This is a genomic window from Mycolicibacterium anyangense (assembly GCF_010731855.1).
GTDB classification, from domain to species: Bacteria; Actinomycetota; Actinomycetes; order Mycobacteriales; family Mycobacteriaceae; genus Mycobacterium; species Mycobacterium anyangense.
The window spans coordinates 2,008,202-2,029,099 of sequence record NZ_AP022620.1; the positions used below are offsets into that span (position 1 = coordinate 2,008,202).

Here is a 20,898-nt window from a genome sequence, read left to right on the forward strand (position 1 = left end):
AGACCACCGTTCTCTTGTTATCAGACTATCGTTCTGTTAACGTCGGCGCCATGGCTGCCCTCTCCCTGTCCGTTCCCGATCTGTCCGGCACACTCGCCGTCGTCACCGGCTCCAACAGTGGCCTCGGTCTCGGGGTCACCAAGCGCCTCGCGGCCGCGGGCGCCGAGGTGATCATGGCGATCCGCAACCAGGCCAAAGGCGAAGCCGCGGCCGCCGAGATCCGCGCCGCGGTGCCCACCGCGAAGCTGACCCTCAAGAGCATCGACCTGTCGTCGCTGGCCAGCGTCGCGGCCCTCGGCGACGAACTCAATGCCGAAGGACGCCCGATCGACATCCTGGTGAACAACGCCGGCGTCATGCAGCCGCCACAGCGCGACACCACCTCCGAAGGATTCGAATTGCAGTTCGGTGCCAACCATCTGGGCCACTTCGCCCTGACCGCACACCTGCTGCCACTGCTGCGGGCCGCGCAGAGCCCGCGAGTGGTGTCGCTGAGCAGCCTGGCCGCCCGGATCGGCGGGATCAACTTTGAGGACCCCAACTTCGAGCGCAGCTACTCCGCCAACGCCGCCTACGCCCAGTCCAAGAGCGCGACGCTGATGTTCGCGATCGAACTGGACCGGCTCAGCCGCGCGCGTGACTGGGGCATCATGTCCAATGCCGCGCATCCCGGTCTGTGCAAGACCAATCTGCAGATCAGCGGCCCCTCGCACGGCCGCGAGAAGCCCACCGCGCTGGCCCGGTTCTACCAGTTCAGCTGGCGGTTCATGCCATTCATGTGGCAGGAGGTCGACGCCGGCATCGTGCCGGTGCTCTACGCCGCCGCCGACCCGAAGGCCCAGGGCGGTCATTTCTACGGACCGAAGGGTTTCATGGAAGTTGCCGGGGGCGGGGTCAAAGAAGGCAAGATCCTGCCCCGCGCCACCGACGCACAGGGGTGCCGCCGGCTCTGGCAGATCTCCGAAGATCTCACCGGCGTGCGTTATCCCGACAATTGACCTCGGGGCGACTACCGTCACCTGCACGGCAGCGAGTACGGGAGGTCGCCATGTCCCCAGACGAGTCCAAGCCCTCCGGCGGGGTGGTACAACGGTTCGCCCTGCGGTACTGGCTAGCCATCCTGCTCGTGGCGCTCGCGGCGATCTTCATCGGCCAGAACCGCGACCGTCAGCAGGTGCACGTGCTGTGGATCACCGTGGAGTCGCCGATGTGGCTGCTGCTGACCGCGATGCTCGCCGTGGGCATCGTGGTCGGCCTGCTGCTGGGACGTCGTCGCCGACACTGACGTGCCCGAGTCCAGCATCGTGGTGCGTCCACAACCGATGGACAGCGCCACCTACACCGCCTCTTCGCGACTGCAAGCCGCCGGATTGCGCCCTGCGATAGCGCTTTTCGAGGAGGCCGCCCGCAGCGTCCCGCTGCCGCGCGCGCCCCAGCCGATTGCGATCGCAGACTACGGCGCGGCCAACGGATTCAACTCGCTGCTGCCGATCAATGCGGCCATCGCGATCCTGCGTGAGCGCACCCGCCCCGACCACGCCATCCTGGTGGCCCACACCGACGTTCCCGACAACGACTTCAGCGCACTGTTCGCCACCCTTTCCGACGACCACGACAGCTACCTGAAAAAGGATTCGGCCACCTTCGCCTCGGCCGTCGGACGGTCCTTCTTCAAGCAGATCCTGCCCTCGGACAGCATTGCGCTGGGCTGGAGTTCATGGGCGGTGCACTGGTTGAGCCGGGTGCCGACGCCGATCCCGGACCACATCCAGATCTCCTTTAGTTCCGACGCTGTGGCCCGGCGGGCTTACGCGCGGCAGTCTGCCGAGGACTGGCACGAGTTCGTTGCTTTCCGCGGTCGCGAACTAGCTCCGGGTGGACGCCTGGTGGTGCTGACCGTCGGCCTGGAATCCGACGGGAGTTCCGGCTTCCGGCCGGTGTTCGACGCGGTGTTGACCCACCTGCGCCGGATGGCCGAGGACAAGTTCATCACCGGCGACGAGGTGCGCCGGATGTCGATTCCGTCAATGGGCCGTGACGAGAAGGACTTTCGCGCGCCATTCGCCCCGTCTGGTCGGTTCGAGGGCCTGTCGATCGAACACCTGGAGCTGTTCGGAGGCGAGGACCGGTACTGGGCGCAGTACCTCAGCGACAAGGACGCGACGGCGTTCGGCGCGAATTGGGCTGCGTTCCTTCGTGCTTCGATATTCCCCACCCTGGCCGCCGCGCTGGACGGTGGCGTGCACGATCCCAGGGGTACCGAATTCGTCGACCGCCTGGAAGCCGCCGTGGCAGCCCACCTGGCGGCCGCACCGGAGCAGATGTCGATTCCGCTGGCCAAACTCGTACTGGAGAAGCGCTCGACGTCAGCCTGAGATCTTGGGCTGCAAGAACGGCGGCAGGCCGGGAATCGTCGGGATCGGCGGAATCGTCGGGATGATCGGCGGTGGCGCAGCCGGTGCCTGACTCGGGGGCGCCGTGACGGTCGCCGTCTCGGTCACCGGCGGCGGTGTGACAGTCACTGGCGGGGGCGCCGGCGCTTCGGTGGTCACCGGGGGCGCCTGAACCACCTGGGTCTGGGTGACGGGTGCCTGCACCACCGTCCGCGGCGCGGGTTGCTCGAGCGGAGCCTGCAGCTGCGCCGGGCTCGGCGACGACGGCGGTGGCGCTACCGCGGTGACGGTCGGCAACGCGGCGGGTGTGGTCGTGACGCTCGGCATGGGATTGGCCGGAGCGGCGGCTCCGCCGTCGCTGCGCAGCGCAAGCGCGGTTCCGGCTCCGGCCATCGCGATCACCGCCAGCGCCGCCGCCACCACCGGAAGGGGGCGCCGGTACCAGGGCGTGCGGGTGTCGACGGCCTCGCCGGGTTCGGGCTCGAAATCGATCTGCGGGCGAACCGGGACCACGAGCTCGGGCTCGGGGGCCAGCATGTCCGGCACGTCGGGAGCCTGTGACCAGGCCAGCGCCGCACCGGTCAGCGGCGCGTGGTCGGCAATCGGTGCCAACGGGGACGGGACCGGCACCGGGACCACCGACGCGGCGGCCAGCGCGGTAGGACTGTCATCGACCGGCCCACGGGCAGCCCGCAACGCGGCACCGATCGCCGGGATCAGCCCTGGTCGCGGCGACGTGACAACCGGCACCCGCAGCTGCTCGGACAGCGCGGTGGTGAGCACCGGGGTGGCCGCAACCCCGCCGATCGTGGCGACGGCGGCCAGTTCATGCGGCCGCACTCCGGTTCGGCTCAGCAGATCGATGACCGCAGCCGTCAGGTCGGCCAGCGGCCGGCGCACCACCTCGTCGAGTTCGGTGCGGGTCAGCCGCACATCACCGGTGAAGCCGGGCAGATCGGCGGGGATGGCGGTCACCGAGGCGGTGGACAGCCGTTCCTTGCCCACCCGGCAGTCGCTCCGCAGCCGTGTCAGCGACCCGATGGCCGAGGTGCCGGTGATGTCGAGTGTTCCGCCCACCGACAGCTCGCCCACCACATGGGCCAGCACAGCCTGGTCGACCAGATCACCGGAGAAGTCCAGATATCGCAGCGGCGCGTCGATCGGCCGGTATCCGGCGGCCGCATCGAGCAGGGTCAGCGTCGTCCCGCTGCCGCCGACGTCACACAGGGCGATCACACCCCGTGTCGGTAGCCCGGGGTCGGCCTGCAGGGCCGTCGCCGCTGCCGCAGCGTCGGGCATCATCAGCAGCTCACCGGCCGACCACTCAGGGAGGCGGCGCAGCGCCCGGCGCAGGGCCTCCACGGCGGCGGGTGCCCAGTGCGCCGGATACGCGCACGCGGCGGCCGTCGGCAACGGCCGGCCGGCCGTCGCCTCGTAGGCCAGCCCGCGCAGCGCGTCGGCCAGCAAATCTTCTGCCGAATGCATCGACCCGTCGGAGGCCACGATGCCCACCGGGTCACCGACCCGGTCGACGAAATCGCTGATCGTCACGCCGGGCAGCGCGATAACAGGCTTACGCGTGACACTTCGGTCCGATGTCACCGCAGCCAGCGTGGTAGCTCCGACCGACAGTCCGATGGCCGGTTTGGTTGCGTCAGTCATCATCTGACATGTCGGTCGCAGCGCCGCCGGCGTTACTCAGCGAATGGTGCCGCGACCTGGGATCAAGGGCAGATCCAGTGGGGTGACCCAGCCCGGGGGCAGGTCGTTGACGGCGGGCACGGCGTTGAGCGCCCGCAGCCCGGTCGACAGGCATCCCGCAGCGGCGGCGTCCCGCCCGGATCCGTCGGTGAACCGGAACGCGGTCTCCTGGAAGATGCTGGGCGTGCCATCGATGTCGACGCGGTAGACGTCGTCCTGATCACCCGACGGCCAATCCGGGGCGGCGTCGCGTCCGATGCGATTGACGTGCTCGAGCTGGATGCGGGTCTGCCCGCGGTAGACGCCGTTGATGGTGAACCGCACCGCCGCCACGTGACCCGCCGGGATGACGCCCTTGACGGTTGTGCGTTCGGTCGGTGTCACCCACTTGTCCCAGGTGGTGGTGATCTCGTCGAGTTCGATACCGGCGGCGGCAGCGATCATCGGCACGGTCGCGCCCCAGGCGAAGACCAGGACGTCGGAGTTCTCCAGCAGGGGTTTGTACTCCGGTTCCCGGCCAATGCCCATCTCGAACTCGTAGTCGCCTTCGTAATTGGTGTAGTCCAGCAGCTCGGACGCCCGCACCCGGCGCACCTCCGAGCACAGCCCCATCAGGGTCATCGGGAACAGATCGTTGGCGAAACCGGGGTCGATCCCGGTGGTGAAGCACGACGAGCGGCCCTCGTCACAGGCCTTGACGATCGGGTCGATCCAGTTCGGCGGGTTGAGGTGCATCGCGGGCCACACCCAGGGCGTCATCGCCGTCGAGCACACATCGATCCCGGCCGCCAGGAACCGGGTGATCAGATCGATGTTCGCATCGGCGTGGGCGGCGGTCGGTCCGTAGTGCACCAGGGCGTCGGGCTTCAGCGCGATCAGGGCCTCGACGTCATCGGTGGCCAGCACCCCGGCCGGCTCGGACAACCCGCAGATCTCGCCCACATCGACACCAACCTTGGCCGGGTTGCTCACTCCCACCCCGACCAGTTCGAACTCGGGATGCTTGAGCACCTCCGGGATCACCATCTTGCCGACGAAACCGGTACCCCAGACCACTATTCGCTTAGCCACGCTAGGAGCCTAGCTGGATGAATTGTCCCGCAAGGCAAATCGGCGTTCTGCGTAGGCCAGATCATCGCGCCACAGTCGGGCCGCCGCCACCCGCATCAACGGGGTGATCAACGGCGCCGCCCGCAGCGAGTACTTGAAGCCGGTGCGATCGGACTGGGCGATCACGGCTTCGATCACCGCGGTGCGCGGGCGCCCGTCCGGCCCGGGGCCGATCGGCGTCGCGTGGGTCTCCACCACGCTGCCGGTGCCCTCGCCGTCGACGATCCGCATGACGATGGTGCGCGGCTCCGGAGTGGTGAATTCGGCGATCACCGGGACGCCGAGCCGGCCCATCCGGAACGTCACCGCGACCAGGAACCGGTCAGCGTCCTCATCGGCATCGTCGGGCGGGGCGCTGAGCACCTCGAGCTGGGTGAACGAATAGGGGTGGAACCAGGCGCCATGCCACGGGTCGAGGCGGTTCGCGATGACGTCGGACGGCTCGCAGATGCCTTCGAGCCGGGTCACCGCGGCCAGCCGCGCGCCCGCAGGCCTCGGCGGGATCACCGGTTGGTCCAGCGGCTCCTCACCGCCGACCCGGTCGAGCCGGACCCAGACCAGAACACCATCATCGAACGCGCGCATCGGCTTCCAGCCGAACTCACGTGCGCCCTCGAGCTTCAGGCCGTGCCACGGGCAGATCAGCGCACCGCAGTTCACGGTTCCGGTGGCCAGGTCGGCCCCCAGGTGCGGGCAGGCCGCCGGGCCGACGTGCAGGCCACCGACCTGGTCGCGCCACGCCACGATCTCCACACCACCGACCCGGGTACCAAACGGCTTGTCGGCCTTCACATCCGAACTGGCGGCGAAAACGAACCAGTTGCCGCTGGGCCGCTGCTCGGCCCGATGCAGGGCGGCATTGATCAACGCTGGCTCGGCGTCTTGGTAGGTGGGCTTCTGGTTGGCCCAATCCAGCTTCGGAACAACCTGCAGCGGAACACCTTTGGGGAAGCGGGCGGCCAGCCGGGAGGTGATGCTCATGACGCCTGGGCCTTCCTCGGGGTGACCAGCCGACGCAGGACCGGTGAACGGCCCTGCACCGGGACGGTGTGCACCGTGTGGCCGCTGACCCCCCACCCGGCCAGCAGCCGGTTCGCTGCCGTCCACCCCGTGGTGGCAGCGCGCTCCATCAACGCTACCGGCAGATCGATGCGGATGCCGTCACCGGCGAGCATCAGATTGGGCACCGGCGTCTCGACAGTGGGCCGCCCGGCAAAGGAGCCGGGGAAGAACAGCGGGCAGTCGTCGCGGAACAGGATGGTCTCCTTGACGATCCCGGCCCGCGCCGTCTCCGGATAGAGCTGGTGCAGCCGGCCCAGCATGCGTTCGCGCAGCCCCTCGAACGGCGGCGGATCCACTACCGAATAGGAATGCACCTCGACCACCGAACCACCATGTACCCGCGCCCATTCGGCGGCCTGCCGCTCGTAGCTGCTCACCACGCTGATGTTGTCGACGGGTTCGAGTCCGCCGGTGCCCAGGAAGGGCGGACGGTCCGCGTCGACCGGCCGGTCCAGCCACAACCGCTGCACCACGAACGGCGGAGCGGTACGCAGCCCCGCGATCTGTTCGCGCCAGTGCTGGTCACCCAAATCGGGCGACGCCGCCACGATCTGCTGCAGGCCGCCCGGATCGGTGGCCAGCACCACGGCGTCGGCCTCAACGGTGGTTCCGTCGGACACCCGCACCTGAAACCTCTTGGGCCCACCGATACTGACCGACTCGACCGACACCCCGGTGCGGAAAACCACACCCTGCTCGACGAGATACTCCCCCAACGGATCCCACAGCGCGGTGTTGAAATTGGACTCGGCGACGTCGAACACCAGACCCTCGCTGGAACCCAGGAAGTAGATGTGGAACATCGCGGCCAACTCCGCGGCCGACAACCGCTCCGGGCGAGCGAAGAAGCTGCGGGCGAACACCTCGAACGCCAGATGCCGGGCGGCCACCGGGAAGTTGATGTTGGTCAGGAACGTCTCGGCGTCCAGATCGTCGAGCTGATCGTAGATCTCGGGCACCGACACCGCGGCCAGCGGAGCGGCCGCGGGAGCGTTGAGCCGCAACAGATCTCGCATCCGGAAGGTTGGACTGCGCAGTGCGAACACCAGGGCGTTCCACGGCGGTGTCTTGGGCAGGCCGCGGAAGGTGTCCCGGCGGCCCTCACCGTCGACCAAGGGGTAGTCCTCGACCGGCCGCAGCCGCTCGAGGCCGGGATCGCTGCGCCGGAGCAGCGCGCGCAGGTTGTAGTACTGCCGGAAGAAGGCGTGGAAGCCGCGGTTGTTGGCCACCTCGCCACCTGCTGGATCCCCCGCGTCGAGCGTCTCCGTCCAGCCTCCGACGCGGCCACCCAGATACTCCTGGCGCTCCAGGACATCCACGGAGACGCCGCGTTCGGCCAGACCGGTGGCTGCCGCCAGACCGGCGATCCCGGCACCGACGACGACGACGTGCGGGGTGCTGGGCAGCGCGTTGGCATGCGGGAGCCCGGACTGAGCCGGATGTGCGACTCGGCGTGGATCGATCATCGTGGTGCGTCCGCCAGGAAGGTGTGGACGATGTCACGCTGCCAGCCGGGCATGGTCTCACTGTGCACGCCGGTGAACCCGGCAGCGACGAGCCTGCGCTGGAAGTCCCTGGCACCGTCGAAGGTGTTCACGCTGCGCCAGAGGTGGCGGTAGAGCGTGCTGTCACCGGTCTGCCGCCAGCCGGCCGGGATGATGATGCCCCAGCACACGGCGTTCCACATCGCCTTGGCTGCCCGGGAGTCACTCACCGAGTACTCGTGCACGGCCAGGGTGGCGCCGGGGCGGAGCAGTCCGCGGAAGGTCCTGAGCACCGAGTCGGGATCAGCCAGGTTGCGCAGCAGGTAGGCGGCCAGGATTCCGTCGAATGGTCCCTGGACCCCCGCATCGGCGATCCCTTCGATCGGGGTGTGCACGAAGCGAACGGTCGCCGGCCACGACTTGGCCCGGGCCTGGGTCAGCATTCCCGCCGAAGCGTCGACGGCGACGATCTCGGCGTGCGGCGCGGCCTCGAGCAGTGCCGCCGTGGACGCACCGGTGCCACAGCCGGCATCCAGCAGGCGCAGCCCGCGTCCACCGTCGGCGATCCGCATCCGTCGCGCCGAGATCCGCAGGTGGTCGTGATAGCCGGGGTTGGCCCCAACCAGCCGGTCATAGGCCGCCGCACCGACGTCGAAGGCTCCGGGAACCTGCTCGCGCTGCAGTCCGCGTTGACCGACACTCACCACCGGCGGTCCTTTCGATCGACGATGTCGCGGAACAAGTACATCAGGCGGCGCCGTACTTTCGGGCACGTCTAGCCCGAACCAGTCCGCCGGCGAACACCTGGACCCGCCGACCGTTACCGACCGTAGCGCGCTGGCTGAACACCTCGAAGTCCAGCGCTTCGATGCGGTCGAGGATCTCCGAGTACAGCGTGAACGCGGTGGCCACGCAGGGTCGCGACGGTGGCGCGAGCAGGGCGATGCCCTTGCGCGCCTCGCGATAGACCTCGCGGGTGGTGTCGTGCTGAGCGGCCAGGGCCTGACGCACCCGGGCATCGGTGCGGCGGCTCCGGTGGCACCACGTCAGCAGATCGCGGTCCACCCCGAAGGCGGCGAGTTCGTCGGCGGGCAGGTACACCCGGTTGCGGTCGAGGTCTTCGTCGATATCGCGCAGGAAGTTGGTCAGCTGGAAGGCCCGGCCCAACGCCTCGGCGAACGGTTCGGCTTCGGCGGTGGGCACGACCGTCCCGAGGATGGGCAACATCTGCAGGCCGATCACCTCGGCCGACCCGCGCATGTAGTGGTTGAGCGCAGCACGGTCGGGATAGTCGGTGACGGTCAGATCCATCCGCATCGAGGTCAGGAAGTCGTCGAACAGATCCAGCGGGATGCGGTAGGTACGCGCGGTGTGCAGCACCGCGGGCAGCACCGGCTCACTGGGATCGGCTGTGCCGCTGAAGAATTTGGCCGACAAGGTGTCCAGCCGGGCCTCCCGCTCGGCAATCGTGGCCGTCGAGTCCAGGTCGTCGAGGATGTCGTCGGCATAACGGGCGAAGCCGTACAGCGCGTGCACGGCAGGCCGCTGCGGCGGTGCCAGCAGCCGGGTGGCCAGGAAATAGGTTCGGCCGTGCTGGGCGTTGAGCCTGCGGCAGTACCGGTAGGACTCGCGTAACCGCTCGTCGTCGATCCCAGCGGCGTGTAACTCGGTGTGGATCATCACTACCTGCTTCCCGACCTGGTGATGGTGCGTTTGCGGAACAGTTCGTCGACCGGGCCCGCGATTCGCTCGGCGGCAAGCCGGCCCGACAGCAGTGCGGTGGGCACCCCCACCCCGGGGACCGTGGATCCGCCGGCCAGCACCGCGTTGTCGATCCCGCGCACCAGGTTGGCGGGCCGGAACGGACCGGTCTGCGAGAAGGTGTGGGCCAGCGCAAACGGCGAACCGGCCGCCATCCCCTGGCGCGCCCAGTCCGCGGGAGTGACGATGTCCAGGACATCCGCGTCGTCGTCGAGCCCCGGCAGCAACCGCTCACTTGCCTTGGTGAGCACCTGCTGAGCATACGCCTCGCCCGCCGAAGCCCAATTCACAACGCCCACATCGAGATTCGGAGCTGGAGCCAGGATATAGAGCAGGTCTCGGCCCACCGGGGCCAGGCTGGGATCGCCCGCGGTGGGTCTGGTGACCAGCAGCGAGGGATCACTCATCAGCTGACCCTCGCGGATGATCTCGTCGAAGGTACCCGCCCACTTCTTACCGAAGCTGATGTTGTGGTGGACCAACTTGTCACCCACCGCGGGCACGCCGGCGTGGATGACGACGGCCGAGGGGGCGGGCAGGATCTTGACGGCACGCCGCGGCGTCCGGCCCAGCAGTTGATAGGTCAGCGGCAGTTCGGTGGTGAGAACCACCGCGTCACAAGCGATCCGGTCGCCATTGTCGGTACGCACAGCGGTCACCCGGGAACCGGACTTCTCCAGCGAGGTCACCGAGGACCGGTAGCGGAACTCCACCCCCGCCGCGGCCGCCGCGGCGGCTAGCGCCTCGGGGACCGCCCGCATACCGCCACGCGGGAAGTACACCCCGGCGACGGTATCCATGTAGGCAATCACCGCATAGGCTGCCAGCGCCTGCTGCGGGGGAACCCCGGCGTAGAGCGCCTGGAAGGTGAAAACCCGTTGTAGGCGTTCGTCTTTAATGTACTTGCCGACCATCTTCTCCCAGCCGCGGAAACCGCCGATCGCGGCGAGGCGGGCCAGTTGCGGGGTCAGCAGGGACAACGGAGAGTCGAAGTTCGAGGCGATGAACCCCTTCATCTCCAGCTGGTAGAGCTCGGTGAGCCAGCTGCGCATCCGGAGGTATCCGGCGGCCTCGGTGGGCCCGGCGAACTGTTCGATGGCTGCGGTCATCGCCGCGGCATCGGTGTGGACATCCAGCGACGAACCGTCGGCGAACGAGGCCCGGTAGGCCGGATCCACCAGATCGAGCTGGAGGTGGTCGTCCATCGAGGCGCCGACCGCGGCGAACGCCTCGTCGATGATGTCGGGCATCGTCAGCACAGTGGGGCCGGTGTCGATGCGATACCCGCGGATGTCGGCCTGGCCCATCCGCCCACCCGGGAACGGGTAGCGCTCGACCACCGTCACCGACCGGCCGCGCCCGGCCAGCTGCAGGGCAGCGGACAAGCCGGACAGCCCGGCTCCGACTACCACGACGTGGTCGGTCGCCCCTGGCACGGTACGCATCATCTTCTCCTGTTCGTTCTAGGTCACTCGCAGGGTGCAGGCCGCAGCCATATTGGCCAGCGTCGACTGCACCCAGCCGTCAATTCGGTTGTCGCTCACGCGATCCACCGCGGTGGCGACCAGGTCGTCGATCATGTCCTCGATCCACTCGACGGCACCGGTCGCAACGATCAGATTGCGCCAGCGGGTGATGTCGGCGGTGTCGAGTTCCTCGGCGTTCATCAGCTCGACGAACTGCCTGCGGATGGTGGCGTCGGCCATCTGGTGGGCGGCGACCACGACGCTGGTGGCCTTGCGCTCGGCAAGGTCTCCCCCGATCGGCTTGCCCGTCACCGTCGGTGAACCGAACACACCCAGGATGTCGTCACGCAGCTGGAACGCCTCGCCGACAGCGCTGCCATATTCGCCGAGCGCCCCGATCAGATCCTCGCAACCGGCCATCGCCGCACCGATCTCCAGCGGGCGGCGCACGGTGTAGTTACCCGACTTGCGCCGCGCGACATCGAGCACCTTGTCCAGGGTGGGCACGGCGCCGTAATCGTTGGCGACGTCGGCGAACTGGCCCACCGCCAGTTCCACCCGCATCGCGTCGTAGCGGCGCCAAGCCCGAGCCAGCGCGTCGGCCGGCACACCGCTGTCGCGCATCATCTGCTCGGCCCACACCAGACACAGGTCCGACAGCAGGATCGCCGCCGAGGCGCCGAACCGCCACTGCGACCCGTTGAAGCCGTGATCGCGATGCCATTGGCCGAACTGCACGTGCGCGGCAGGCGCGCCGCGGCGCATGTCCGAATCATCCATCACGTCGTCCTGCAGCAGCGCGAAGGCGTGCAGCAGCTCGAGTCCGGCCGACGCGCGCAACGCGGCCTCGTCCGGCCCCGCCCCGCACAGCCAGCCCAGATACATGAACGTGGACCGCAGGCACTTACCGCCGCCGACGAACTGCACCAGGATGTCGGACGCGACGTCGATTCCGGTGCCGGCCAGTTGCGGGACGCAATGGCTGTCGACGAAGTCTGCGACGTGGGCGAGCGCAGCCTGCCGCACACCGTTGCGCCAGATCTCGAACTGCGCGTCGTGCTCCACGGCCACCCCGGTGGCCGATGGCACGCGCACATCGCTGCGCGAGACTGCGTCAGATGCGCGCAATGGCTGCTCCTTCCCCGTGGCGGGCCACTTCGGCCCGGGCCGAGCACCGTGCATGCCATACCCCTCCGGAAGTTGATGCAACCAGACGGCGGTGCCCTTGGCTCCAATTCAAGGCGAGTGGGGACTGCAATGCCTCGTCAGAACGCACATGGTCACGTACGCGTAATTTTCTCTTCCACCCACCGAGATGGACCGGAACGGCCTTCTCGCCGCTGAAATACTGAGCCGATGCAGACCACCGCCGGTGACGTCGGGACCGATGCCGGATCCATCGCCACCGAGCGCAGCACCGCCGTGGCCGGGTCCATCGCCACGATCAGCAGTGTGGCGGTGGCCGGCTCGATCGCCACCGCGGGCAGCGCAGCCGTGGGCGGTTCGGTGTCCACATCGGGTAGTGCCGTCGTGGTGGGGTCGATCGCCACCGCGGGCAGTGCGGTGGTCGCCGGCTCGATTCTCAGTGTCGGCAGCGCCGTGATTGCGGGCTGCCTGCTGACGCTGCTCTGCATCGCCATGCGCGAATGTGTCGCCTGCGCAGCATGTTTCGCCTGCCGCAAGTGTCTGGCGTGCCTGGCCTGCGCCCGGTGCACCGACTGCGTGGGATGTGTCGGGTGCTACAACTGCTCGGGACTGCGCAACGCGGTGGGCCTACGCAACGTACATGCCCAGCCGGGCGGAGAGGTTGGTCAATGACACAGCTGAGCGGCAAGGTCGCCCTGGTGACCGGAGCGTCGTCGGGGCTCGGGGCCGCGGCGGCCCAGGTCTTCGCCGAGCGCGGCGCCTCGGTCTACGGCATCGCGCGGGACACCGAGCGGATGGCGACGGTGTTCGAGTCGGTCCCCGGTGGCGCGTTCGCCTCGGTCGACATCACCAGCGCCCAGGCCTGCCGGGACGCCGTCGCCGGCTGCGTGGAGCAGTTCGGCCGGCTCGACGTCCTGGTCAACGCCGCCGGGTTCCACCAGATGCGGCACACCACCTCGGTGACCGATGACGACTGGGACTACGACCTGGCGGTGAACCTCAACGGGCCGTTCTTCCTGTGCCGGGCGGCACTGCCCCACCTGCTCGAGGTCGGCGGCAACATCGTCAACGTGGCCTCGATCGCCGGGATCGAGGGTGAGGTGTACTCGGCCGGGTACTGCGCAGCCAAGCACGGCCTGGTCGGGATGACCCGGGCGCTGGCGGTGGAGTTCACCAAGGAGCAACTGCGGGTGAACGTGGTGTGCCCGGGCGGCATGCTCACCCCGCAGGTGACGGAGTTCGCCACCCCGGATGACGCCGACTGGAACCTGATCATGCGGATCGCCGCGCCGCGCGGAATGATGGATCCACGCGATGTGGCGAAAGTGATCGCCTTCCTGGCCAGCGACGACGCCTCGACCATCCACGGCGCCGTCTACAACGTCGACAACGGCAAGACGGCGGGCTAGCTCCGGCGATTCGGAGGAACTAGCCCGCCGTTTCGAATCGCCGCCGGATCCCGGCCAGCATCTCCTGGTGTGCCGCCACGGCTTGCCGTGCGGTCATCGCCAGCAGCGGCCACGGTGCGCTGATCCGGATCCGCTCGGTGAGTCGGGTACCGCCGGGAATGGGGTCGAAGGACACCACGCCGTCGAGGCGGACCCGGGGAAACTGGCGGGCCTCGGTGCGAACGGGCCCGGATCGGGGCACCCGCAGCGTGGCCGTGTAACTGATCGGCAGGGTGGCCACGCCCAGCGGGATGCGATCGGCGACCCGATAGGTGTGGACGTACCCGTCCGGCGACTCACTGCGGTGCAGGGTGCGCACGGAGACCACCAACGGGTGGACGTCGGTGATGCTGTCCAGATCGACGTAGTGATCGCGGACGTCGGCCGGTGCGCCCGGCACGTCCTCGGTCAGGGTCCGGTCCACCGGCCCGGCCACGACCAGGCCTTACTGGTTGGCGGCCCGCTGCAGGACGCCGACCTGGTCCGGGCAGTAGGTGCTGATCGCCGCGCCCAGGAACTGCACTGCCTGGGCCTGGGTGGACCCGTTGGGCAGGTTGGTCAGAATGAACTTGGCCGACTGGTAGGCGTCCTTGTCCAGGCCCGCGTTGAGGCGCTTGCAGGTGATCTTGCCGATCCAGGCGTTGTAGTCACGCGGACCGTAGATCCCGAAAACGTGCAGCTGGTTGGCGAAATCGGTGTCGGGATCGGCGTGTGCCGGCGTGGCCAGGACCAGCGGCGCCGCGATGGCAGTTGCGGCTACCATGGCAAGCCTCGTGACGTTCATGGAACGGAATTGTAGGCCTGCTAACCACCGGCGCGAAAGCCTGCCGGCTACCAATGATGTGACCTCGGGCACGAACGGAATGGTGAGATCGATCGGCGGGGCTACCGGGGGTATCGTCCGATCAATTAAGTGGGCTAATCTCTTGAGTTACATCGACTAATCTGTCGCGACGGGCGAGAAAATCGGGGTTGAGATGAGACGGATGGCCACCCACACGACCGGCGTCGCAGAGTTCTGCGCGTTGTCCGTGTCGGCATCCTGACCTCATCGAAAGAAACCTATGGTCAGGGCACTCAGACGCGGGTGGATACCGGTGGTCATCCTGGTCGTGGTGGCCATCGCGGGCTTCGCCGTGTTCCGCCTGCACGGCGTCTTCGGCAAGACCGAACTCACCCGTCCCGGCAGTGGACTGGCCAATGACACCAAGCCGTTCAACCCCAAGACGGTGACCTACGAGATCTTCGGCCCACCCGGCACGGTGGCCACCGTCAACTATCTCGACCTCGACGCCACCCCACAGATCGCCAGGGACGTCAGCCTGCCCTGGACGGTCACCTTGACCACCACCGCCCCGGCCGCCAGTGCCAACATCGTCGCCCAGGGCGACAGCGACACCATCGGCTGCCGGATCACCGTCAACGGTGAACTCAAGGACGAAAAGACCTCCAACGGCGTCAACGCCCAAACCTTCTGTCTGGTGAAGTCCGCATGAGCCAGCCACCAGCAGCACACTCGCTGATTCCCCGACTGGTCCGCACGTTCGCGGTACCGGTCGTGTTGTTCTGGTTCGGGCTGGTCGTCGTGCTCAGCGTCGCGGTCCCGCCACTCGAGCAGGTCAGCCAGGAGCACACCGTCTCGCTGGCACCCGAGGACGCCCCGTCGATGCAGGCGATGAAGCGGGTCGGCAAGGATTTCCAGGAGTTCGACTCCAACAGTTCGGCGATGATCCTGCTGGAAAGCGACCAGCCGCTGGGCGCCGAGGCGCACCACTACTACGACGGCTTGATCCAGAAGCTGAAGGAAGATCCCAAGCACGTCGAGCACGTGCAGGACTTCTGGGGCGACCCGCTGACCGCGGCCGGCTCCCAGAGCGCCGACGGCAAGGCTGCCTACGTCCAGGTCTATCTCGCCGGCAACCAGGGCGAGAGCCTGGCCAACGAATCGGTGGACGCGGTCCAGAAGATCGTCGCCGCCAACCCTCCCCCCGCCGGGCTCAAGGTCTACGTCACCGGGCCGACGGCCCTGAGCCATGATCAGCACAACGTCGGCGATTCGGCGGTCAAGATCGTCGAGATGGTGACCATCGCGGTCATCTTCATCATGCTGGTGCTGGTCTACCGGTCTGTCGTCACCACGGTGCTGGTGCTGGTCATGGTGTTCCTGGAACTCACCGCCGCCCGCGGCGTCATCGCGTTCCTGGGTAATGCAGAGGTCATCGGCCTGTCGACGTTCGCGGTGAACCTGCTGGCGACGCTGTCGATCGCCGCGGCCACCGACTACGCGATCTTCCTGATCGGGCGCTATCACGAGGCGCGGCAGGCCGGTGAAGACCGCGAGACCGCCTACTACACGATGTACCACGGCACCGCCCACGTCATCCTGGGCTCCGGGTTGACCATCGCCGGCGCGACGCTCTGCCTGCACTTCGCCCGGCTGCCCTACTTCATGTCGCTGGGCTTCCCGCTGGCCATCGGCATGCTCGTGGTGGTGTTCGCGGCGCTGACGTTCGGCCCCGCGGTGATCGCGATCGGCAGTCGGTTCCGCAATACGTTCGAGCCCAAACGCAAGATGAACACCCATCTGTGGCGCCGGGTCGGCACCGCGGTGGTGCGCTGGCCCGCACCGATCCTGGTGGCCTCGATCGCGCTGGCCCTGGTGGGCCTGCTGGCGCTGCCGTCCTACACCACCAACTACAACGACCGGAACTACCTGCCCAAGGACATCCCGGCCAACGTGGGCTACGCCGCCGCCGACCGGCACTTCCCGCAGGCGCGGATGAACCCCGAGATGCTGCTCATCGAGACCGACCACGATGTGCGCAACCCGGCGGACATGCTCGTCATCGACCGTGTCGCCAAGTCGGTGTTCCACATTCCGGGCATCGGCCGGGTGCAGACCATCACCCGCCCGCTGGGCACCCCGATCGAGCACACCTCGATCCCGTTCCTGATCAGCATGTCTGGCACCAACCAGACGATGAACATGTCCTACCTGCAGGACCGCATGAAAGACATGCTGAAGATGGGTGACGAATTGCAGGTCACCATCGACACCATGGAACGGATGCTGGCGCTGACCAAGCAGATGGTCGGCATCACCCACGACATGGTGAGCAAGACCAAGCAGATGGTGGCCGACACCAACGAAATCCGGGACCACCTGGCTAATTTTGATGATTTCTTCCGGCCGATCCGCAATTACTTCTACTGGGAACCGCACTGCTACGACATCCCGATCTGCCAGGCACTGCGGTCCATCTTCGATGCGCTCGACGGCGTCGACACGCTCAGTGACGACCTGCAGTCGGTGGTCGTCGATATGGACCGGCTCGATGTGCTGATGCCCAAGATGGTGACGATCATGCCGCCGATGATCGCGACCATGAAGAGCATGAAGGCGTCGATGCTGACGATGCAGTCGACGATGAACGGCTTGCAGGATCAGATGGAGGCGATGCAGCAGAACGCCACCGCGATGGGTCAGGCGTTCGACGCCTCCAAGAACGACGACTCTTTCTACCTGCCACCGGAAGTGTTCGACAACCCGGACTTCAAGCGCGGTCTGAAGATGTTCGTCTCGCCGGACGGAAAAGCGGTGCGGTTCATCATCTCTCACGAGGGTGACCCGGCGACGCCAGAGGGCATCTCGCACATCGACAAGATCAAGAATGCGGCGTTCGAGGCCATCAAGGGCAGCCCGCTGGAGGGGTCGAAGGTTTATCTGGGCGGCACCGCGTCGGTCTACAAGGACATGCAACACGGCGCCAATTACGACCTGCTGATCGCCGGTATCGCGGCACTGTGCCTGATCTTCATCATCATGCTGGTCATCACCCGGGCCGTGGTGGCCTCGGCGGTCATCGTGGGCACCGTGCTGTTGTCGCTGGGCGCCTCGTTCGGCCTGTCGGTACTGCTGTGGCAGCACATCCTGGGCCAGCCGCTGCACTGGATGGTGATCGCGATGGCGGTGATCATCCTGCTGGCAGTGGGTTCGGACTACAACCTGCTGCTGGTCGCGCGCTTCAAGGAAGAGGTCCACGCCGGATTGAACACCGGCATCATCCGGGCGATGGCCGGCAGCGGTTCGGTGGTGACCTCGGCGGGCCTGGTCTTCGCGTTCACGATGGGTTCGATGGCGATCAGTCCACTGAAGGTCGCCGGCCAGGTCGGCACGACCATTGCGCTGGGCCTGCTGTTCGACACCCTGATCGTGCGGTCGTTCATGACACCGTCCATCGCCGCGCTGCTGGGCCGTTGGTTCTGGTGGCCGCAGCGGTTGCGTCAGCGCCCGCGGCCGCAGAAGTGGCCGTCACCGCGCGGCGACGAATCGGACACCACCGATCAACTCGCTGTGGGCGCCAGCCCCGAAGGCCGTTCACCGTGACCCTCGATGAGGGATGATGAACTGGTGAGCCGACCCGACACCTGCTGTTCGGGAACCGTTCACCCTGCATCTCCCTAACTGAAAACCACAACCGCGAAGGTCCAGGCATGTCGATCCGCTTGCGTAGCACCGCCTCTGTGATGATCGGTCTTGGCGTGTCGATCGCCTTGGCCCCCATGGCCTTTGCAGATCCGCCCAACATCCCGGAGCCGGGTTCGGAGTCGGCCGCCGCCACTATCGGTGACCTCGACAACCTGGGATACGACGTGAACCTGCAGTATGAGAACGGCGTGCCCAACGCCGGGTTGTCGCAGTGCACGGTCACCGACATCAACACCGTCGGCTCGGCAGGCAGCCAGAAGGTCGCCTACGTGACGATCAACTGCTCCAAGTAGTCGAGCTCCTCGTTGCCGCCGCAGGCAACGAGCGAACCGACGGCCTAGTTCGTCGCGAAAATTCCGGGCGCCGGGATTCGGCTTCGCCGAGCCACTGATCTAGAACAGCGAATCAGCAGATCAGGCTATTTCTGGGCAGAGCTGTGCCGTTTGCCGGGATCAGGCCCGATGAGGTACGAAGGTCCCAATTTTGCGTCGACTCGCGGGACCGCGACCGTCGGGCCGGACCGCTGTGGGACGCTGGAAGTCCGTTATCCGAAAGGACCTCCGACGTGACCGCTCCCGTCATCGAGCGCTGGCTGCGTTTCATCGAAGCCGGGCAGACCGATGAGCTCGACGACCTGCTGGCCGAGGACGCGGTGTTCTACTCTCCCGCCGTTTTCACCCCGCAGCATGGCAGGCAGAAGACCGCCACCTACCTGCGTGCCGCAGAAAAGTTGTTCTCCGCCAGCAACTTCCGCTACATCGGACAATGGGTCGAGAGTCGTTCTGCGGTACTGGAATTCACCGCCGAGGTCGACGGGCTGACCGTCGACGGCATCGACATGATCCAGTGGAATGACGACGGGAAGATCACGTCGGTCAAGGTGATGATCCGGCCACTGAAGGCCTTGCAGGCGATCGTTCCCCGAATGGGCGAACTACTGGAAATGCGATAAGGGATGCGACAAGGGGTGGAATCGATGGGTGCTTCGAAGAACGCCTCGGCGTACGTGGGCCGGATGGGGGCATTGGCGGTGGCCCTGGGGGTCGGGGCAGCGATCGCCAACGGCGCTGCGGTGGCGTGGGCCGACGACAGCCCAGGGGCAGGCGCGGCCGGCTCGACGGCCAGTTCGCCGGGCCGCGATGCGGGGTCGACGAGCGCCGGGCCCACATCCACGGGCGCCTCGGCGCGAAGCAGGAAGGCCCCCGCTGATTCCGGCGCGTCGGGGTCGAAGTCCGGCAAGAGCGCCGCGTCGCGCACCGTCGTGACGAGTTCCGGAGGGGCGGTGACCAGCGGGGCGACCCCGTCGTCCGCACCGTCGCCACAGTCCACCGCACCGTCCTCCCTATCGAGCCCCGCGCCCGCGGCGGCGACCGGCACCACTGCCGTCACCGAACCCGTCAGCCGGGTCATCACGCCACCGAAGCCTGCCGCCATCCCGGTCGCCGCACCGGTGGTATCGCGCATACTCTCGGCCGTCGGCCTGCCGGTGCCGGGTGCCGCGAACTCGCCGGTGGCGCCCACCCCCGCTCCGTCGCCCGCCATCTGGACGCTGGCGGCCTGGGCCCGGCGCGAGGTCGATCCCGCACCGGCCATCTCCCCCGTCGTCGCGGCGACGACCACGGCGCAGGCCGCGCAGTCGGCTGCGGTGGCCGCTGCGGCGACCACCTCGACCGGCTCGCTGGCCACCCGCAATGTCGGCTGGGTGACCGGCCCGGGCATCACCAACGGTTTCGGGATCTACGGAACCGATCTCGGCATCATGTGGGAGTACGCGGGGCGGATTCAGCTGGCCTTCGGCGACACCTTCAGCGGGCCGAACATGACCGGTGACTGGCGGTCGAACGCGCTGCTGCTGAGCACCGACACCAATCTGACCAACGGCCTGAGTCTGCTGCAGACCGGCTACGCCTACCAGTTCATCCCGAGCGCACCGGGCGCCCTGTTCCCGATCCTCAACTCCGAGGTGACGATCATCCCGACCTCCGCGGTCACGGTGGGCCAGCAGGAGTACGTCAACTACATGTCGGTCAAGTCCTGGGACACCCCGGGCCGCTGGACCACCAACTACTCGGCGATGTCCCAGTTCGTTCCCGGACCGAACGGTGGCCAGTGGGTACTGGTGCCCTCGACGATCCGCTCGGCCGGCTGGTTCCGGTCCTCGACGCCCTACGTTCCGGGCAGCCAGAACTTCCAGCAGGCGGCCTACGTACTCGAGCCCACCAGTCAGGTCGCCGATGGTGAACCGCAGTACCTGTACGCCTTCGGCACCCCGTCGGGCCGCGCCGGGTCGGCATACCTGTCGCGGGTCGCGGTCGGCAGCGAGACCGATCTGACCAAGTACCAGTACTGGGACGGCAGCAATTGGGTGCAGGGCAAGCCCGCGGTCGCCACCCCGATCCTCGGTGACTCCACCAGCTCCCCCGGGCTCTTCGGTCCCATCATCGACCTGGCCAACAACCCCAACTTCTTCGGCGGCTGGTTCGCCGGGCTGACCGGCGCCAAGACCGGCGGCAACGTCAGCGAAATGTCGGTGCAGTACAACCAGTACCTGAACAAGTACGTGGTGCTCTACGCCAACGGCCAGAACAACGTGGTGCTGCGGACCGCCGACCGGCCGGAGGGACCGTGGTCCGATCCGATCACGATCGCGACGTCGGCGCAGTACCCGGGCTTGTATGCGCCGATGATCCATCCGTGGTCGGGCACCGGGAAACTGGTGGACAGCAGCGGCGATCCCGATGTCAGCAACCTGTACTGGAACATGTCACTGTGGGGTCCCTACAACGTGACCCTGATGCAGACCGATCTGACGCCACTGCACACCACGGTGGTGTAGGC

Annotated in this window: 20 protein-coding genes; 10 read left to right on the forward strand and 10 right to left on the reverse strand. The window is 67.4% G+C overall.

Features of this window, described 5'->3' with window-relative positions:
• The first annotated feature begins 50 nt into the window (after nucleotides 1-50).
• The 3 genes from G6N35_RS09505 to G6N35_RS09515 are packed head-to-tail and all read left to right on the forward strand — an operon-like array spanning nucleotide 51 to nucleotide 2,375.
• Nucleotides 51-998, forward strand: coding sequence for an SDR family oxidoreductase (locus tag G6N35_RS09505; RefSeq protein WP_163804028.1), 948 nt, complete (start codon nucleotides 51-53; stop codon nucleotides 996-998).
• 50 nt (nucleotides 999-1,048) lie between these two features.
• A complete protein-coding gene (locus G6N35_RS09510) occupies nucleotides 1,049-1,285 on the forward strand; it encodes a DUF1049 domain-containing protein (protein WP_163804029.1) in 237 nt (78 codons plus the stop codon).
• A gap of 1 nt (nucleotide 1,286) precedes the next feature.
• Nucleotides 1,287-2,375, forward strand: a complete 1,089-nt coding sequence (locus G6N35_RS09515; protein ID WP_163804030.1) for a class I SAM-dependent methyltransferase — start codon at nucleotides 1,287-1,289, stop codon at nucleotides 2,373-2,375.
• Here G6N35_RS09515 and G6N35_RS09520 read toward each other — a convergent pair.
• The 8 genes from G6N35_RS09520 to G6N35_RS09555 are packed head-to-tail and all read right to left on the reverse strand — an operon-like array spanning nucleotide 2,367 to nucleotide 12,105.
• Entirely contained in the window at nucleotides 2,367-4,055 is a 1,689-nt protein-coding gene (locus tag G6N35_RS09520; protein ID WP_163804031.1) for an Hsp70 family protein, read from the reverse strand. The two genes, G6N35_RS09515 and G6N35_RS09520, sit on opposite strands and share 9 nt — an antisense overlap.
• A gap of 36 nt (nucleotides 4,056-4,091) precedes the next feature.
• Nucleotides 4,092-5,165, reverse strand: a complete 1,074-nt coding sequence (locus G6N35_RS09525) for an NAD(P)H-dependent amine dehydrogenase family protein (RefSeq protein ID WP_163804032.1) — start codon at nucleotides 5,163-5,165, stop codon at nucleotides 4,092-4,094.
• Nucleotides 5,166-5,174: 9 nt separating this feature from the next.
• Nucleotides 5,175-6,185, reverse strand: coding sequence for a DUF5914 domain-containing protein (locus G6N35_RS09530; RefSeq protein WP_163804033.1), 1,011 nt, complete (start codon nucleotides 6,183-6,185; stop codon nucleotides 5,175-5,177).
• The gene (locus G6N35_RS09535; RefSeq protein WP_163804034.1) at nucleotides 6,182-7,732 is read right to left on the reverse strand and encodes an FAD-dependent oxidoreductase; all 1,551 of its coding nucleotides are present in this window, start codon (nucleotides 7,730-7,732) and stop codon (nucleotides 6,182-6,184) included. The genes G6N35_RS09530 and G6N35_RS09535 overlap by 4 nt, the downstream gene beginning before the upstream one ends.
• Nucleotides 7,729-8,454 (reverse strand): class I SAM-dependent methyltransferase, encoded by a 726-nt coding sequence (locus G6N35_RS09540; RefSeq protein ID WP_163804035.1) that lies wholly within the window; start codon nucleotides 8,452-8,454, stop codon nucleotides 7,729-7,731. The genes G6N35_RS09535 and G6N35_RS09540 overlap by 4 nt, the downstream gene beginning before the upstream one ends.
• Before the next feature lie 43 nt (nucleotides 8,455-8,497).
• Complete coding sequence (locus G6N35_RS09545) at nucleotides 8,498-9,430, reverse strand: phytoene/squalene synthase family protein (protein WP_163804036.1); 933 nt, start codon at nucleotides 9,428-9,430, stop codon at nucleotides 8,498-8,500.
• A gap of 2 nt (nucleotides 9,431-9,432) precedes the next feature.
• Nucleotides 9,433-10,956, reverse strand: coding sequence for a phytoene desaturase family protein (gene crtI, locus G6N35_RS09550; RefSeq protein WP_163804037.1), 1,524 nt, complete (start codon nucleotides 10,954-10,956; stop codon nucleotides 9,433-9,435).
• 18 nt (nucleotides 10,957-10,974) lie between these two features.
• The gene (locus G6N35_RS09555) at nucleotides 10,975-12,105 is read right to left on the reverse strand and encodes a polyprenyl synthetase family protein (protein WP_407664529.1); all 1,131 of its coding nucleotides are present in this window, start codon (nucleotides 12,103-12,105) and stop codon (nucleotides 10,975-10,977) included.
• Between the two features lie 228 nt (nucleotides 12,106-12,333).
• Here G6N35_RS09555 and G6N35_RS09560 point away from each other — a divergent pair, with 228 nt between their 5' ends.
• Nucleotides 12,334-12,795 (forward strand): hypothetical protein, encoded by a 462-nt coding sequence (locus G6N35_RS09560; protein WP_163804039.1) that lies wholly within the window; start codon nucleotides 12,334-12,336, stop codon nucleotides 12,793-12,795.
• The gene (locus G6N35_RS09565; RefSeq protein ID WP_163804040.1) at nucleotides 12,792-13,532 is read left to right on the forward strand and encodes an SDR family NAD(P)-dependent oxidoreductase; all 741 of its coding nucleotides are present in this window, start codon (nucleotides 12,792-12,794) and stop codon (nucleotides 13,530-13,532) included. The genes G6N35_RS09560 and G6N35_RS09565 overlap by 4 nt, the downstream gene beginning before the upstream one ends.
• Before the next feature lie 19 nt (nucleotides 13,533-13,551).
• Here G6N35_RS09565 and G6N35_RS09570 read toward each other — a convergent pair whose 3' ends face one another.
• On the reverse strand, nucleotides 13,552-14,007 hold the full coding sequence (locus G6N35_RS09570; RefSeq protein ID WP_163804041.1) for an SRPBCC family protein: 456 nt from the start codon (nucleotides 14,005-14,007) through the stop codon (nucleotides 13,552-13,554).
• A gap of 9 nt (nucleotides 14,008-14,016) precedes the next feature.
• Nucleotides 14,017-14,355 (reverse strand): DUF732 domain-containing protein, encoded by a 339-nt coding sequence (locus tag G6N35_RS09575; protein WP_170313121.1) that lies wholly within the window; start codon nucleotides 14,353-14,355, stop codon nucleotides 14,017-14,019.
• 280 nt (nucleotides 14,356-14,635) lie between these two features.
• Between G6N35_RS09575 and G6N35_RS09580 the strand changes: the two genes are divergently transcribed.
• The 5 genes from G6N35_RS09580 (at nucleotide 14,636) to G6N35_RS09600 (ending at nucleotide 20,896) form a co-directional block, all read left to right on the forward strand.
• Entirely contained in the window at nucleotides 14,636-15,067 is a 432-nt protein-coding gene (locus G6N35_RS09580) for an MmpS family transport accessory protein (protein WP_163804042.1), read from the forward strand.
• Entirely contained in the window at nucleotides 15,064-17,958 is a 2,895-nt protein-coding gene (locus G6N35_RS09585) for an MMPL/RND family transporter (RefSeq protein WP_163804043.1), read from the forward strand. The genes G6N35_RS09580 and G6N35_RS09585 overlap by 4 nt, the downstream gene beginning before the upstream one ends.
• A gap of 107 nt (nucleotides 17,959-18,065) precedes the next feature.
• Nucleotides 18,066-18,353, forward strand: a complete 288-nt coding sequence (locus G6N35_RS09590; protein ID WP_163804044.1) for a hypothetical protein — start codon at nucleotides 18,066-18,068, stop codon at nucleotides 18,351-18,353.
• Nucleotides 18,354-18,625: 272 nt separating this feature from the next.
• Entirely contained in the window at nucleotides 18,626-19,012 is a 387-nt protein-coding gene (locus G6N35_RS09595) for a nuclear transport factor 2 family protein (RefSeq protein ID WP_163804045.1), read from the forward strand.
• Between the two features lie 24 nt (nucleotides 19,013-19,036).
• Nucleotides 19,037-20,896, forward strand: a complete 1,860-nt coding sequence (locus tag G6N35_RS09600; protein WP_163804046.1) for a glycoside hydrolase family 183 protein — start codon at nucleotides 19,037-19,039, stop codon at nucleotides 20,894-20,896.
• The last annotated feature ends 2 nt before the right edge of the window (nucleotides 20,897-20,898 follow it).

Excerpts from the sequence above, each read along its gene's own strand:
- G6N35_RS09530 (WP_163804033.1), bottom strand. The coding sequence starts at position 6,185 with ATGAGCATCACCTCCCGGCTGGCCGCCCGCTTCCCCAAAGGTGTTCCG.
- G6N35_RS09565 (WP_163804040.1), top strand. The coding sequence starts at position 12,792 with ATGACACAGCTGAGCGGCAAGGTCGCCCTGGTGACCGGAGCGTCGTCG.
- crtI (WP_163804037.1), bottom strand. The coding sequence starts at position 10,956 with ATGCGTACCGTGCCAGGGGCGACCGACCACGTCGTGGTAGTCGGAGCC.
- G6N35_RS09505 (WP_163804028.1), top strand. The coding sequence starts at position 51 with ATGGCTGCCCTCTCCCTGTCCGTTCCCGATCTGTCCGGCACACTCGCC.
- G6N35_RS09590 (WP_163804044.1), top strand. The coding sequence starts at position 18,066 with ATGTCGATCCGCTTGCGTAGCACCGCCTCTGTGATGATCGGTCTTGGC.
- G6N35_RS09510 (WP_163804029.1), top strand. The coding sequence starts at position 1,049 with ATGTCCCCAGACGAGTCCAAGCCCTCCGGCGGGGTGGTACAACGGTTC.
- G6N35_RS09535 (WP_163804034.1), bottom strand. The coding sequence starts at position 7,732 with ATGATCGATCCACGCCGAGTCGCACATCCGGCTCAGTCCGGGCTCCCG.
- G6N35_RS09545 (WP_163804036.1), bottom strand. The coding sequence starts at position 9,430 with ATGATCCACACCGAGTTACACGCCGCTGGGATCGACGACGAGCGGTTA.
- G6N35_RS09575 (WP_170313121.1), bottom strand. The coding sequence starts at position 14,355 with ATGAACGTCACGAGGCTTGCCATGGTAGCCGCAACTGCCATCGCGGCG.
- G6N35_RS09600 (WP_163804046.1), top strand. The coding sequence starts at position 19,037 with ATGGGTGCTTCGAAGAACGCCTCGGCGTACGTGGGCCGGATGGGGGCA.
- G6N35_RS09520 (WP_163804031.1), bottom strand. The coding sequence starts at position 4,055 with ATGACTGACGCAACCAAACCGGCCATCGGACTGTCGGTCGGAGCTACC.
- G6N35_RS09560 (WP_163804039.1), top strand. The coding sequence starts at position 12,334 with ATGCAGACCACCGCCGGTGACGTCGGGACCGATGCCGGATCCATCGCC.
- G6N35_RS09585 (WP_163804043.1), top strand. The coding sequence starts at position 15,064 with ATGAGCCAGCCACCAGCAGCACACTCGCTGATTCCCCGACTGGTCCGC.
- G6N35_RS09580 (WP_163804042.1), top strand. The coding sequence starts at position 14,636 with ATGGTCAGGGCACTCAGACGCGGGTGGATACCGGTGGTCATCCTGGTC.